At 64.1% G+C, this 15,377-nt stretch carries 8 protein-coding genes; 1 reads left to right on the forward strand and 7 read right to left on the reverse strand.

From position 1 onward, the window contains the following. Positions 1–11: 11 nt before the first annotated feature. The 3 genes from G4223_RS06425 to G4223_RS06435 form a co-directional block, all read right to left on the reverse strand. Positions 12–2,852 carry a PAS domain S-box protein gene (locus tag G4223_RS06425; RefSeq protein ID WP_163676723.1) on the reverse strand — a complete coding sequence of 947 codons (2,841 nt, stop codon included), beginning with the start codon at positions 2,850–2,852 and terminating at the stop codon, positions 12–14. Next, positions 2,839–5,910 (reverse strand): ATP-binding protein, encoded by a 3,072-nt coding sequence (locus G4223_RS06430; RefSeq protein ID WP_163676726.1) that lies wholly within the window; start codon positions 5,908–5,910, stop codon positions 2,839–2,841. The genes G4223_RS06425 and G4223_RS06430 overlap by 14 nt, the downstream gene beginning before the upstream one ends. Before the next feature lie 71 nt (positions 5,911–5,981). Then, a complete protein-coding gene (locus G4223_RS06435) occupies positions 5,982–8,588 on the reverse strand; it encodes an ATP-binding protein (RefSeq protein ID WP_163676728.1) in 2,607 nt (868 codons plus the stop codon). Positions 8,589–8,838: 250 nt separating this feature from the next. Between G4223_RS06435 and G4223_RS06440 the strand changes: the two genes are divergently transcribed. Next, entirely contained in the window at positions 8,839–9,747 is a 909-nt protein-coding gene (locus G4223_RS06440) for a Dyp-type peroxidase (protein WP_163676730.1), read from the forward strand. A gap of 4 nt (positions 9,748–9,751) precedes the next feature. Here G4223_RS06440 and G4223_RS06445 read toward each other — a convergent pair whose 3' ends face one another. From G4223_RS06445 to G4223_RS06460, 4 genes are read right to left on the reverse strand one after another with little or no spacing between them, the layout of a single operon-like run. Further along, positions 9,752–12,538 (reverse strand): FAD-binding and (Fe-S)-binding domain-containing protein, encoded by a 2,787-nt coding sequence (locus tag G4223_RS06445; protein ID WP_163676733.1) that lies wholly within the window; start codon positions 12,536–12,538, stop codon positions 9,752–9,754. Positions 12,539–12,545: 7 nt separating this feature from the next. Continuing rightward, entirely contained in the window at positions 12,546–13,193 is a 648-nt protein-coding gene (locus G4223_RS06450; protein ID WP_163676737.1) for a LutC/YkgG family protein, read from the reverse strand. Next, a complete protein-coding gene (locus tag G4223_RS06455; protein ID WP_163676743.1) occupies positions 13,186–14,604 on the reverse strand; it encodes a LutB/LldF family L-lactate oxidation iron-sulfur protein in 1,419 nt (472 codons plus the stop codon). Before G4223_RS06455 ends, G4223_RS06450 begins: the two co-directional genes overlap by 8 nt. Further along, positions 14,601–15,368 (reverse strand): (Fe-S)-binding protein, encoded by a 768-nt coding sequence (locus tag G4223_RS06460; protein ID WP_163676745.1) that lies wholly within the window; start codon positions 15,366–15,368, stop codon positions 14,601–14,603. Before G4223_RS06460 ends, G4223_RS06455 begins: the two co-directional genes overlap by 4 nt. Positions 15,369–15,377 lie beyond the last annotated feature (9 nt).

Genomic DNA, 15,377 nt, shown 5'->3' on the forward strand with positions numbered 1-15,377 from the left:
GACAAAAATGCTCAGTTACGGGGCCGGGCGAGGCTGACATGGAAAACGGTGCCTTGCTGCGGTGCCGGTTCGACCCAGATACGGCCGCCGTGATGTTCGGCGATTTTGCGGCAGGCGGCCAAGCCGATGCCCGTGCCTTGGTATTGCTTAGGGGTAACCAATCGAGAGAACAGGGCGAAAAGGCGATCATATTGCGAGGGATCGACGCCGATGCCGTTGTCGGCGACCGAGATGATCCATTCCATCGGTGTTTCGCGGCAACTGATGTTGACGCATGGGGCGCGGTCGGGAGCACAAAATTTGACGGCGTTGCCGATCAGGTTCTGGAACAGGCGTTCCAGTTCCGAGGCGCTGGCGTTGATCGTGGGAAGCGGTTCCTCGACGGTGATCCGGGCTTGTGCTTCGGTGATGGCTTCGCCCAGGTTGGACAGGGCGCGGCGCAGCGGTTCTTCCAGGGCGACATCCTCGCGCGGGGACGATTGGCGGCCGATGCGGGAATATTCCAGCATGTCGATGATCATGCGATCCATGCGCTGGGCGCCGTCAATGGCATAGCCCAGGAACTCGGCCATTTCCTCGTCCAGCCCGGTTTTTCTCAAGCGCCGTTCGATCAGTCCCATATAGCTGCTGATCATGCGTAGCGGCTGGCGCAGGTCGTGGGACGCCACATAGGCGAAGCGTTCCAACTCGGCATTGGAGCGCAAGAGATTCTCGTTGAGTTCCTTCATGGTGGAAACGTCCTGGGCCGCCCACACCACGCCCAGTTCGGGGGTGGTTTCGTCCACCAGATGCGCGACCAGATGCACCCAAACCTGGGTGCCGTCGCGGCGGCACATCAACACGTCGTCGGTGAAGGTGCCGCCGTTCACAACCATGGGATAGGCTCGCTGTCTGACGTCCTCGCTTTGCGCCGGGTCGCCGTACAGGATGGATGCCGAAAGTCCCGCCAAATTCTCGCCATCACGACCATAAATACGGCAAAACGCCTCGTTGGCCTGGACGATGATACGGTCCAGACCCAGGATGGCGATGCCAACGGGCGTATTGGCCAAGATGGCCTGTTGGTAGCTGGCCAGCCGATGAATTTGTTCGGCGGCCTGGCGCTGGACGGTGATGTCGTGGACGATCTTGGCGAAGCCGCGAACGCCGCCCGATTCGTCATGCAGGGCGGTCAACACCTGATGAGCCCAAAAGCGGGAGCCGTTCTTGCGGACGTGCCAGCCCTCGATTTCGGCGTGGCCATGGCTGCGGGCGGTTTCCAACATTGTCCGAACCACGCCGTTGGTCACATCCTCGGGGGGGTGGAACAACTCGGTGGATTGGCCGATCACGTCTTCTGCTTCATAACCCTTGATGAGCTTCGCGCCCTGGTTCCAGGTCTGTACCCGTCCCTCGGGGTCCAACAGCATGACGGCGTAGTCGCGGATGCCGTCGACCAGCACACGGAAGCGTTCCTCCGAGGCGCGCAAGGCCTCGGTGGTGGTCACCTGTTGGGTGATGTCTTCGAAAATCCAGATATAGCCCCGACCGGTTTTGCCGGGATGGATAAGCCGTCCCGTCAATTTGAGCCACAGGGGGGTGCCGTCGGCACGATGTGTGAAAACGGTGTCTTCGAAGGTGCCGCCAGCCGTGATCTCGGGATAGGCGTGGTTTCCCAGCGCGGTGTAGACCGAATCGTCGCCATAAAGCACGCGGGTGCTCTGTCCTTTGAGGGAGGCGGGAGGAACCCGGAAAATCGCGGCCAAGGATTCGTTGGCGTCGATGATGTGGCGCTTGTGGTCCACCAGCGCCAGCCCGATGGGGGTATTGGCGAAAACGGCTTCCAGTCGGGCCGAGGCGTCCGAAGCCTGTTCCAGAGCCTTTTCCTCGTCGTGCCACGACCGCAGAATATGGCGGGCGCCCCAGGTGCTGAGCGCGCAGAACAACATGATCAGGGCAACGGTGCGGACCAGTTCGCTCCACCATTCCCGCAGATAGTCCTGGGTGGCCAGGCCGACAAGGATATAGAGCGGGTGATCTCCGATTTTGCGATAGGAAACGGTGCGAGTGACGCTGTCGATGGGGGTCGTGGCGAAATAGGTGCCGGCTTGGGGCTGGCGTTTGACCAGTTCCGCCAGTTCGTTCGAACGGCTGGCGGAACGGATGGTGGCTGTGCCGTTGTCCAGGGTTTCGGGATAACGGACGACCACCGCCAGCGAAGCGTCGCGCAAGGCCACGGCGCCACGGCTGCCGAGGTCGAGTTGTTCGAAATTGCGCGACAGCTTGTCCAGGCTGATCGGGGCATAGGCCACGCCGGCGAAGCTGCCGTCGTGGTGGCTGATACGGCGGGCGGCCACGATGACCCATTGTTCCGTGGCCCGCCCCAAGACCGGGGACGAAATGACCAGAACGTCGTCGTCGCTTTGGCTCAGGCGGCGGAAATAATCGCGGTCGCCGACATGGAGGTCGTGTTCGGCCCCTTCACCGACTGCGTGGACGACCGTCCCCTTGGCGTCGGTGACACGCAATCCGATGACCTCGTCGGTTCGGCGGGATTGGCGGTCCATCAGTTCCAGAACGGCGCCGTCGTCACGGTATCCCCGTCGTTCCTGGCTTTTGATTTCTTCAGCCACCGTCAGCAAACCGTCGTCGATGCGGTCGAAGGTGGCGGCAAGGCTGCTTTCCAGCAAGTGGGTCAGGTTCTGGGAAACGGTATCGGCGGTGTGGTGCTGGTGTTTCCAACTGTTGACCAGGGCAAGGGTGGCCAGAACCACGGCGAACATGTTCGCCATCACCACCAGGGCGGTCAGACGGTAGGCGAAGGAGCGGCTTTGAGCGGGTTTCCCCGAGGATGCAGGGTCAGGCGCTGGCACTGTGGATGTCCTCGGCAACCGGCAAGGTGAAGTGGATGGAGCATCCCTTGCCCGGCATCGACGTCGCCCAGATGTGGCCGCCATGGCTTTGCACCAGGACGCGGCACAAGGGGAGGCCAAGGCCGGTGGAATCCGGATTGCGGTCGTGGGCGGTCTCGAAGGCGCGGAACAGATGTTCGCTGTTGATCGGCGGCAAGCCAGGCCCGTCGTCGGCCACGGTGATGCGCCAACCATCCTGATGTGGTGCGGAACAGACGGTCACGGTGATCGGCTGGTGCCCCTGGCAATGGCTGGCGGCGTTGGTGAAAAGCTGGACGAACACTTCCAGCACCATGGAAGCGTCCGCCTGGACGGCGGGAAGCGGCTGAACGTCGAACCGTATTTTCTCGGCGGGCCAGCGTTTCCTGGTCTTGGAGATGGCGTCTTCCGCCACGGCGGCGCAATTCGTCGGGCAAAGTCGCGGTTCGTCGCACAGCGCGGCGACATAGCGGGGATAATCGCGCAGCAGGGCGTTGAGGTGAATGTTGGCGGCGGTGATGAAGCCCAGCCAATGGTCACCTTCGTCGCTTTGGCCGCTCGCCAGTTCCCGCAGTTCCCCGATATGGTGGGTCAGCTCGGCCAAAGGCTGTTGCAGGTCGGCCGCGATCAGTTGGATCAGTTCGTGCAGACGGTTGTTGGCTTCGGCCAACCGCTCGGAACGTTCTTCGGTCGCTTCGCGGGCCGCGGCCAATCCAGAGGTGCGGTTGGCCACCTCCGTCGCCAGTCGCCAGCGGTAATGGGCCAGGCGGCCGGCGTGCTGGTCCGCGCGATGAGCCCAAAAGTACAAGATGAGCGAGGCGATTATCGCCAGCGCTGTCGACAGCACGGTGACGATTCGCCATTCGTGCAGTGTCTTGTCACGGGAATAGCCGGAGGTCACCACCAGGGGAAAGCCGGGCAAGACCCGATATCCCAGCAACTTGTCGTTCCCGTCGGCCTTGGAAATCAGGTGGGCCGTGCCTTCCGTCGCGCGTGGCAGGTAACGCACGAACAGGTCGGAATTGGAAATGTCGATGCCGAATTTTTCTTCGTGCTTGGGAGCGCGGGCGACCATGTGCCCGCTGAGCGTGATGACCGCGGTTCCGCCATTGGGATCCAGCAGAACCGTTTCCAGGAACCGGGCGTAAAGGTCCGGGTTGACGGAGGCGAACACGATGCCGTCGAAGCGCCCCTGAGCGTCGAGGATGGGATGGCTGAACTGGATGGAACGATGCTTGGTGATCGGGCCAAGTCGTGGCCGCCCCAGCACCAGTTGGCTTTGGCTGTGGCTGGTTGTCTGTTCGCGGAAATATTCGTAGCTGGAAACGTCCATGCCGGTGGTGGGTGTCGTGGTTTCGGGCCAAGTGCGCGGCCAGACCAGGCCGGACGAGTTGGTCCGCGTCACCAGCATGACCTCGGGCATGGTCGCCAAGCGCGCCGTCAGGCGCTCGCTGAAGGCTTCTGTCTGGATGCGGCCGTCTTCGGCCGCCAATGCCACGTCATCGAGCATGGTGTCGATCCGCCGGAACGACCCTTGCAGGTGGTGGGCGATGGACTTCACCACGGCGGCTGTCAGGTTCTCGGCGGCGGCGATGGCGCTTTGATAGTCGCTGCGGGCTTGCAAGGCGTTGCCGACCAACAGTGCGCCGGCGATGGCCGCCGCGACCATCCGTCCGCTGTAGGTCGGCATGTATGGCGGCGGAGGGTCGTCCCGATGGGTGGATGGTGGCGCCGGGGATGGAGAGGACACCACAAGACGTGTCAACTCGGCGATACGGGCCTCGAAGGCGCTCAGGCGTGCCTTGAGAGCCAGACCTTGCTGGCAGGTCGCCTGGGTCCGGGTCTCCAGGTCGGGTAAGGATGGCGGCACGGAGCGGGCCAGCATCTGACTGCAACTGACGATCGACCGCAACGGTTCTTGAAGGTGGTGCGACGCCACCAGGGTCAGGCGCTTGAGTTCCTCGTTGATCCGGGCGAGTTGGCTTGTTCGTCGTTCGGCCAGGGTGCGGGCGGCCTCCAACTCGATCGTGCGTTGGGCGACGGCCTCTTCCAGCGTATGCTGTTCCGTGGCGAGAAGAAGGTGCTGGCGGCGGATGTGGCGGGTCCAATAGAGCAGCAGAGCCGAGAACGCCACCAACAAGGTCAGTTCGACTACCGCCATGCGTCGCCAGGCGCCCAGCCCCTTGGCGCGGGAGATGCCGGCGGTGACCATGACCGAATATTCGGGCAGGACCCGATAGGCCAGCAATTTGTCATTCGCGTCGGTCTTGGCGACCAGATGGGCGACGCCGATCGGCAGGTTCGGCGCCCACAACCGGATCAGGTCGCTGTCGGAAATGTCCCGAGCGAACGAGTCCGCCTGGTTCGGCGCACGGGCGATGATCCGGCCGGTGACGCTGATCAGGCCGCACGATCCGTCTTCGTCGTAAAGGATGGAAGAGAGGAAGCCGGCATAGGTGTCGGGGTTGACGGCGGCCACCACGATTCCGGCAAAGGCGCCATTGCGGTCACGGATCGGCCGGGACAGGTGCAAGGTGCGTTCGCCGGTGGACAATTCCCGGATCGGATCGCCGACGACCATGCGGGCGGGGCCGGTGGCGTCTCGTTGTTCGATGAAATAACGGCGGCCCGAGATGTCCACCGCACTCGTGGGTAAGGAATTGCCGGGCCAAGTCTGCGAAGACAACGTGCCGTTGGCGTCGGCGATCCCGAGATAGCGCACCTCTGGATAGGACGAAAGCCGGGCGCCGATGCTGTCGATGAAGCGGCGGTCGTTGTGGCGGCCGTCGCGGACGGTGAGGGCCAGTTCGTCCAACAGGGCGTCAAGCGCCTCGAGGCTGCTGCCGATGTGCTGTTCGGAGGCTACCGCCAGAGCCTGGATCAAGGTCTCGGCGTCGCGGATCGCCTTGTCGTAAGTGAACTTCAGGTGAAGCGAGACACAGGCCACCAAGCCGGCGATGACGGTCAACGCCACCCGATAAGCCGACCACGGGGATCGCCTTGGCTTTTGGGCGGGAGCGATCGGCGGCTGGCTGGACATGGGGCTCCCGGATAGCGGCATGGCCGAACGAATCTACCTCTGACGCACAGGTGCGCCAAGAGGCAAAAGCGTCATTCGGCGACGCCTGTCTTCTTGGGCAGGGTGAAGGAGAAGGTGGAGCCTTCGCCAGGGACGGAGGTCACCCAGATGCGCCCCTGATGATGTTCGACGATCTTGCGGCAGGAGGCCAGTCCGATGCCGGTGCCTTCGTACTGGCTCTGCGGGACCAGACGCTGGAAGATGTTGAACAGGCGGTCATGATCCTTGGCTTCGATTCCGATGCCGTTGTCGGCGATCGAGAACGACCAATTGTCCCCTTTGTCCTCGCACATGACGGTGATGCGCGGCGGGCGTTCCTCGGCCCGGAACTTGATGGCGTTGGCCAACAGGTTCTGGAACAGCCGTTCCAGTTCCGAACGCACCCCCCAGATGGTCGGCAAGGGTGTCAGGATGGTGATTTCGGCTCCGGCTTCGGCGCAGGCGGTCCGTAGCGTCGCCGTCACGCTTTCGGCAACCTGTTCCAGGTCCACCTCTTCGCGCGTGTCGGTTCGGCCAATGCGGGAATAGCTCAGAAGGTCCTGGATCATGCGGTCCATGCGCTGGGCGCCGTCCACCGCGAAACCGATGAATTCCCTTTCCTCGTCACCCATGCGGTCGTTCATGCGGCGCACGACCAGGGACAGGAAACTGGTGATCATGCGCAACGGCTGGCGCAGGTCGTGGGACGCCACATAGGCGAAGCGTTCAAGCTCGGCGTTGGAACGGCGCAGGTCGGCCAACAGGGACTCGATCTCCTGCTCGGCCGCCAACCGGGCCTGGATGTCGCGGAAGATGATGACCGCCCCGCGGACTTCGTCTTGTTCCTGGATAGCGGTTACCGTGAACTCCACCGGCAGGGCGTCGCCGGACTTGTTCCAGAACACCTCGCGCTCGCAATACCGCGTCTGTCCGTCCCTCAAGGTGTGGTGGATGGGGCATTCGTGTTCCGGGTAGTCGCGGCCGTCCGCGTGACGGTGGTGCATCAGGTGGTGCTGGGGATGTCCCACCAGGTCCAGGGCGTCCCAGCCGGTCAGGCGTTCGACTGCCGGGTTGACGAAGGTGACATGGCCGGAACTGTCGAGTCCGATGATGCCCTCTCCGGCACAATCGAGCAGCAATTGGTTCTGTTGTGCCAATCGGGCCATCGCCACTTCAGTACGGCGCCGGTCGGTGACCTCGCGTCCGAGGACAATGGTGCCACGGCAAACATGGTCGGGCCGGAACAGCGGGACGCGCAGGACGTGGAAGAAATGGACATCACCACCGATGGTGGCGATCACTTCCTCGCGGCTGATGGTGGCTCCCTTGCTGCGCACGCTTTCTTCCGCTCCGGCGGCCGACAGCAACCAAGCCGAAAGGTGAGGGGCGGCGGCGGCGACCTCGGAATCGGTGCGGTCGCGGTAGTCGCCGTCTTCCAGTCCGAACAAGGTGGCGGCCGTGGCGTTGATCCATTGCCAGCGGCCCAGGTCGTCCTTGAAACAGATGAAGTCGGGAAGGGCGTTCCACAGCGACCGCCGTTCCTCGAGGGCGTCACGGAATTCCAGGATGGCCGTCCGCATCTCTCCCAATTCGTCGTGGTGGAAACGGACATCCATGGGCAGGTCGAGGTCTCGCCGCGCTAGGCTGCGCAGATCGCGGCGCAAGCGGCGCAAAGGGGTCAGCAACCGTCGGCGCAGCAGGGCCAGGGCCGCCGCACCCAGCCCCAGGGCGGCCAATGCCACGCCGCCATGCACGACCATGGACCGGGTGGCGGCGGCATGGGCGGTTTGGGCGGCGGCGACCGCCCCTTGGCGCGTCCGTTCCATCAAGGCGGCCATCTGCTCTTCGACCGGGTTGGCGACGGCCCGTTCGGTGCCGGGGGGGCGCCCATTCAACATGCGCTCCCACATGGGCCAATAATTTGCGTTCAGCGCCTGTTGGGTTCGTTCCACTGTTTCAACAAGGGCACGGTTGTTCAGTGATTGCGTTTCTTCGACAATGTGGCTCCATACCGTGTCCGCCTCGCCGCGCATGCGGGCAAGGGCCAACAATTCGGCGGAAGACAGTGGACGGTCGTGGGATCTGGCCAGGGCGACCTGGGTGGTTTGATCCTGGACCGACCGGTACAAGTCCAATGTCCACAGCTTGATCCGGTTCATGCGGCGGATGAAGACCACGGTCCGATCGGAAGGAAGGGTGAGACGGCGAACCGACGTGGTCAGTCGGCCTAGGAAAAGGTCGGTGGTATCGAGCCAGTCTTGCCGCAATTGAGGAGAGCGTTCGGCAACGGGGCGAAGCATGTCCTGGTCTACCGACAGGCGCAGTTTGGCGACGTCTCGGGCCGCTGCGGCCAAGTCTTCGCCGTTGTCCAGCAACGTCAGTGCCGCATGCAGCCCCTGGCCGCCGTCGCGTCGATGCATCTTGATGTGTTCGACGGCGGCGGCTTCGACGGAAGTGGTCAGGGCCTGAGCGGTTTCGCCGCGTTCCGCGACCATGTGGTGCGCGGCCGCAAGCAACAGGTCGGCGGTGTCGTTGGTGCCTTGTTGCATTTCGACGGCACGCAAGGCCATGTACTGGCCGTGAACGTCACGCAGTACGCACCCCCAGATGACGGCGACCAACAGCGCCACCAATCCGAAGACGAGCCGGCCGACCGTCACATGGCCGGCTCTGCCGTTTTGCCTTTGTGTGGAAAGCACCCAGACGTCCCCAACCCACTTCCCCGATCGCGACGATTTTCGCGGGAGGCGTTATTTTCGGAATTCAATCTACCAAGAGTGTCTATCTCCTTGTCCACAAGTATAATCGATGACCTGGTATTTTCCGACCAAGGCAGCAGGGCGTTTGTCGCAACGCCCCTTTGCGCTATCCTCCCATCCTGGATGTGGGCAACGAATTGAGAGGACGTCGATGGTGGTCGCGCAAACGGCGGTCTGTGCCGAGACCGGGAATTACGCCGTCTTCCTGACGCTTCTGGTCAAGGCCGGGGGCGAGGCGGTGATACGTCGGGCGGCGGCGGCTCTGCCGTCCTTGACCAGGACGATCGCCGATCAGGTGGGGGAGCCGGAACTGGTCAGCGCTTTCGGCATCGGTGCCGACGTTTGGGAAAGTGTGACCGGATGCGCCAAGCCCGAGGGACTGGAGCCGTTCAAGGCCTTGGCCGACGGGCCGCGGGTGGCGCCGTCCACGCCGGCCGACCTTTTCGTGCACATCCATTCCCCCCGCCAGGACGCCAATCTGGTTTTGGCGCGCGAGCTCATGCGGCTTTTGGGGGACGGCGCCACGCTGGTCGAAGAGGTGATGTCCTACAAGCATCTGGGCGGGCGCGACCTGACCGGTTTCGTCGATGGTACCGAGAACCCTGAAGGCGAGGAACGGGCCGAGGTGGCGCTGGTGGCCGACGGTCCCCATGCTGGTGGGTCTTTCGTCAGCCTGCAACGCTATGTCCACGATCTGGCGCGCTGGGAGGCGCTGCCGTTGCCCGAGCAGGAAGGCTGCATCGGTCGCACCAAGGCGGACGACGAAGAGTTGGACGACGACGTCAAGCCGCCGACGGCCCATATCGCCCGCGTGGTGATCGAAGAGGATGGCGAGGAACTGGAGGTGGTGCGCCACAGCCTGCCTTATGGCGGCGTCGGCGAACGCGGCCTTTATTTCGTGGCCTACTGCGCCGATCCGGCCGTTTTCCGGCGTATGCTGGAGAACATGGTGATGACCGATCATGAGGGACATCACGACCGGCTGTTGGATTTCACCAAGCCGGTGACCGGGGCGTCGTTCTTCACGCCCTCGGCCACTTTCCTGGAGGGATTGGCGTAAGAGCTCAGTCCTTGCGTTTTCCCACCCGGTCCAACAGATAGGCGATCGAGCGATACGGCTTGCCCGAGTGGTCGGACAAGCCGATCTCACAGGTCCGGTTCGAGGAATAGCCGCCCTCGGCATCGACCGGCACCGCGGCCGGCAATCTGCGTAGCGCGTGATCGTTGAGTTCCGGGGTGGTGAAGCCCTTGTCGCCGGCGAAGCCGCAACAGCCGACACCTTCAGGCACCACCACCGTTTCGGCACAGGCCTGGGCCAGGGCCAGCATCTTGCCCTCGAGCTCCATACGCCGGGCCGAACAGTTGAAATGCACCAGCACTGGCCGGCTTTCCTTGCGCTCGATTTCAAGGCGCGGCAGGACCCGGTCGTGCAGGAACTCGACGCTGTCGAACACGGACAAACGCTTGTCCAATACCCGCTTGAGCCGCAGCGTGCAGGCCGAGGCGTCCATCAGCACCGGGATACGGCCATTGTCCGACGCGGCCAGCAGGGCGCGTTCCATCTCGGACGACTTGGCATCGGCAAGATCGTTCATACCCTTGCTCTCGAAGGCCTGCCCACAGCACAGCTCGGCCATGTTTTCCGGGAAGACGACGCGAAAGCCGGCTTTTTCCAACAATGCGGTCATGCGTTCGGGGACCGCATCGCTTTCCGGCGCGCCCGACGACGCCCCCAGCGAGCGGTTGGCGCAAGAGGGGATATAGACGACTTCTTCGCCCGTCGCCCTGTTCGCCACGGGTGGCTTGGCCGGGCGTGGCAACGACGCGTGCACCTTGGGGAACGAGCCGCCGGTCATCGCCTGGGCGACGCGGCCGGCCACCAGGGCGGCGCGGGCCCCCTTCATGGCGAGGCCGAAATTGTTGGCGGCCAGCTTTCCGGCCATTTTTTGCAGCGGCGTCAGCTTGCGCCCGCGCAATGCCTTGGTCAAAAGGCCGGTCTCGATGCCGACCGGACAGGCGGTGGAGCACAGGCCGCAGGCGGCGCAGGTGTCCAGGCCCTGGTAATCGTAAAGTTTGCGCAATTCCGGGGCGTCATCGCCCTGGGCCTGGCGCCGCGAGATTTCGCGCCAGCCGGTGATGCGCTGGCGGGGCGACAGGGTCAGTCCATGGCTGGGGCACATGCGCTCGCAGAAACCGCATTCGATGCAGGTGTCGACCAGCGGATCGGCGGCGGGCAGCGCCTTGAGGTTCCACAGATGGGCATAAGGATCGTCGTCCAACACCACGCCGGGATTGAGCAGACCCGAAGGGTCGAGCAGCCGCTTGAGGCGCCACATCAGGGCGGTGGCTTCCTGGCCCCATTCCATTTCGACGAAGGGCGCCATGTTGCGGCCGGTGCCGTGCTCGGCCTTGAGCGAACCGTCGTATTTGTCCACCACCAGATGGCAGACGTCGTCCATGAAGGCGGCGTAGCGATCGACCTCGGCGCGGATGCCGAAATCCTGGGTGAAGACGAAGTGGACGTTGCCGTCGAGCGCATGGCCGAAAATGATCGCTTCGTCATAGCCGTGCTTGGCGAACAGCGCTTGCAGGTCGAGCATGGCCTGGGCAAGGTCGGGAATCTTCACCGCCACGTCTTCGATGATGACGGTGGTGCCGGTCTTGCGCACCGCACCCACCGCCGGGAACAGGCCCTTGCGGATCTTCCACAGCTTGCCGAATTCCTCGGGGGCGTCGGTGAAGGCCGGCGGGTACAAGGTGGTGAAGGCGGCAAGAACGTGTTTGACGGCATCGATGTTGGCGGCAAGACCTTCGGCGCTTTCCGCGCGGGTTTCCACCAACAGCGCGGTGACACCATCGGCGACGCCGACGATCTCGGCCGGCATGCCCGGCTTGTCCTCGACCGAGCGGAGCGCCGGGCGGTCCATCAACTCCACCGCCGACACCGGCGAGTGCTTGAGCTCGGCCACGGCGCGGCAGGCTTCGGCGATGTCCGGGAACAGCAACAGGGCGCTGGCCTTGTGGGCGTGTTCCGGCACCGTGCGGTACGTGATTTCGGCGATGAAGCCCAGCGTGCCCTCGGACCCGATCAGCAGATGGGTCAGGATGTCGATGGGGTCTTCGAAATCCACCAGGGCGTTCAGGGAATAGCCGGTGGTGTTCTTGATGGCGAACTTGGAGCGGATGCGTTCGGCCAGGGCCGGGTTGTCGCGGGTGGCGCCACCCAATTCGGCCAGTTCGGCCAACAATGCACCATGGCTGGCGCGAAAGGCGGCGACCGAGGCGGCGTCGCCGGTGTCGACCAAGGTACCGTCGGCCAGGATCAGTCGCATGGACAACATGGTCTGATAGGAATTGTCGGCGGTGCCGCAGCACATGCCCGACGAATTGTTGGCGGCCATGCCGCCGATCTTGGCGGAATCGATCGAGGCCGGGTCGGGGCCGATCTTGCGGGCGAAGGCGGCCAGACGGCGGTTGGCTTCGGCGCCGATGACGCCCGGTTGCAGGCGGATGGCCTTGCCGTCGTCCTCGATCTTGACGCCGTTCCAGCTGTCGCCCAGGACCAGAAGCACCGAATCGGTGACCGATTGCCCGGACAGCGAGGTCCCGGCGGCGCGGAAGGTGACGGGGGCCTGGGCGGCGCGGCATTCCGCCAGGATGGCGATGACCTCGGCCTCGGAATCAGCCTTGATGACGATTTGCGGCACCAGACGGTAGAAGCTGGCGTCGGTGCCATAGGCCAAGGTGCGCAAGGGATCGCGGATCAGCCGCTCGGGCGGCACGATAGCGCCCAGGCGGACGGCGAGGGCGTCGTAATCGCGAGAGGTGGCGGGAGAGGAAAGGGCGTTCATGATGTCTTCAGTCCTCGATCACCAGGACGACCAGTTCCTTGGGGCCGTGGACGCCATAGGCCAGGGTTTGTTCGATGTCGGCGGTCTTGCTGGGGCCTGACACCAGAACCACGTTGGTGGGCATGCGGCTGCTCCAGCCCTGGTCACGCATCAGCTCCGGCAGATTGTCCACCACCGTCGAGGCACGCACCAAGGCGACGTGGATCGGGGGCAGCAACGACAACAGGCGCGGTTCGGCGGCGTCTGGCCATAGGACCAGGGTGCCGGTTTCGGCGATGCCGGCGACGGCTGTGGTCAGGCCGGCATCGACGCCGTGCACCAATGTCGTCTTCATCTCTTCGACCGGACGGTCATAGGGAACCAGCCGGGGCGCGTCCTGGCTCCAATCGGCGGCAAGCCGACGCCCGCTCTCCGTTTCGGGGGCGACCATCAATGAAGCGGCTCGGCCGGCCAGGACCGTCCGCAACTGCTGTGGCCAACCGGCCTCGGTGACGCGGTGCACTTCGGCGTGCAGGGTCTCCAGCAACTGGCAGAATCGTCCGATCCGTTCGTCCACGGCGTAAGCCGGGGCATCCCAGGCGGGCAGGGCGGGGATGGAGGTGCGCCGCGCGGCGCGCAAGCGGCCCAGGATGTTGGCGCGGGCGGTCTCACTCATGGTCGAACCCCTTGTCGCGAGCCAGCTCATGCAAGGTCTTGCCGGCGAATTTCGGTTTGGTCCGCACGCTGGTCCATTGCCGCATCAACGGCGCCTTTGCCGGAATCAGGTTGCCCAAGCGCGCCATCAGCCGGGTGGCAAGGCCATAGGCCCAGGGATGGGCATACATGAATTGCCATCCCCGCCATGACAGGGTTTCGTGCAAGCTCCGGCGCGATCCGGCCCCCTTGACCGCTTGGCTGTGGCCGGAATGCACCGATTCGGTTCGCAACCGCACCAGTAGGTCGGCCAGGGGGATCTTGACCGGGCAGACCTCGACACAGGCGTTGCACAGGGTCGAGGCGTGCGGCTGGTCGCCGGCGCAATCCAGTCCCTCCAATTGCGGCGTCAGAATTTTGCCGATGGGACCGGGATAGACGAATTTGTAGGTATGGCCGCCGACACGGGTGTAGACCGGGCAATGGTTCATACAGGCGCCGCAACGGATGCAGCGCAGGGTGTCGCGCAATTGCTCGTCGGCGTAGACGCGCGATCGTCCGCTGTCCAACAACACCAGATGCACCGCCTGGGGGCCGTCCTTCTCGCCCGGCTTGCGCGGGCTGGTGATCATGTTGACATAGGTGGTGATGGGCTGGCCGGTGGCCGAGCGCGGCAGCAACGACAACAACGGCGCCACGTCGTCCAGGGTTTCCGCCAATTTCTCGATGCCCATCAGCGCGATGTGCAGCGGCGGCAAGGTGGTGGACAGCCGGCCGTTGCCTTCGTTTTCCACCAGGACCAGGGTTCCGGTCTCGGCCACCGCCACGTTGACGCCGGAAATGCCCGCGTCGGCGGTGGCGAATTCGTCGCGCAGCACCCGTCGCGCCGCCGCCGTCAAGGCGTCCACGTCCTCGGTGTAACCCAGGCCGTCGATGTTGTCGGCGAACAATTGGGCGATCTCGCCCTTGTTCTTGTGGATGCAGGGCATGACGATGTGGCTGGGGGCTTCGTGGGCCAACTGGATGATGTACTCGCCCAGGTCGGATTCCACCGCCTTGATGCCGTGGCCTTCCAGGAAATGGTTGAGCTCCATTTCCTCGGACACCATGGACTTGCCCTTGATGACCTTTTTCGCGCCGGCCTTTTGCAAGATGCCGAGAACGATGGCGTTGGCCTGGGCGGTGGTTTCCGCCCAATGAACATGGATGCCGTTGGCGGTGCACTTGGCTTCCAACTGCTCCAGCAATTCAGGCAGCCGGGCCACGGCGCGGGCCTTGGCCATGGCGCCGCGTTCGCGCAACGCCGCCCAGGCGGCGGGATCGGCGAATTGGGCGGCACGCTTGGACATCAGCCCATCCATGGCGCGGCGGAAATTGCGCCGAAGGGTGGGGTCGTTGAGCGCGATGGGCGCGCGTTGCGTGAAGTCGCTCATTTCCCACCTTGTCCGCTGGTGCGTTCCAACAGGAATTCGGCGATGTGACGGCCATGAATGGCCTTGCCGGCTTTTTCCAGGGCGCCGTTGATGTTCATCAGGCAGCCGCAATCGCCCGACAACACTTGCGATGTGCCGGTTTCCTCGATGGCCGCCACCTTGTCGGTGACCATGGCCGCCGAGATTTCCGGCTGACGCACCGCGAAGGTGCCGCCGAAGCCGCAGCACTCCTTCTCGCGCGGGTTTTCCACCAAGGTGACGTTGGACAATTGCCGCAGCAGGGATTTGGGCTGGTCCACCACCCCCATCTCGCGCATGGAATGACACGACCCGTGCCAGGTGACGCGCACCGGCTCGCCCTTATCCTCGAGCTTGATGTCGAGAACGTTGACCAGGAAGTCCGTCAATTCGAACACACGGGCGGAAAAGGCTTTGGCCTTGGAATATTCGGGCCGCCCCTCGAACAGGTCGGGATAGTGGGTCTTCATCATGCCGGCGCACGATCCCGATGGCACGACGACCGGCCAGTCGTTGGGGAAAGCGGCGATCTGACGCAACGCCACGGCACGGGCTTCGTCCAGATAGCCGGAATTGCGTGCCGGCTGGCCGCAGCAGCTTTGATCCGGGGGAAACACCACGCGCAGTCCCTGGCGTTTCAGCAATTCCATGCCGGCCAGACCTGCTCCGGGATAGAACAGGTCGATGACGCAGGTGCCGAAGAAATAGACGGTTTCGGGCCGTCGCAGGCGTGCGGGATCGGACATGGCGCTTCC

This window comes from Magnetospirillum aberrantis SpK (assembly GCF_011022235.1).
GTDB lineage: Bacteria > Pseudomonadota > Alphaproteobacteria > Rhodospirillales > Magnetospirillaceae > Magnetospirillum > Magnetospirillum aberrantis.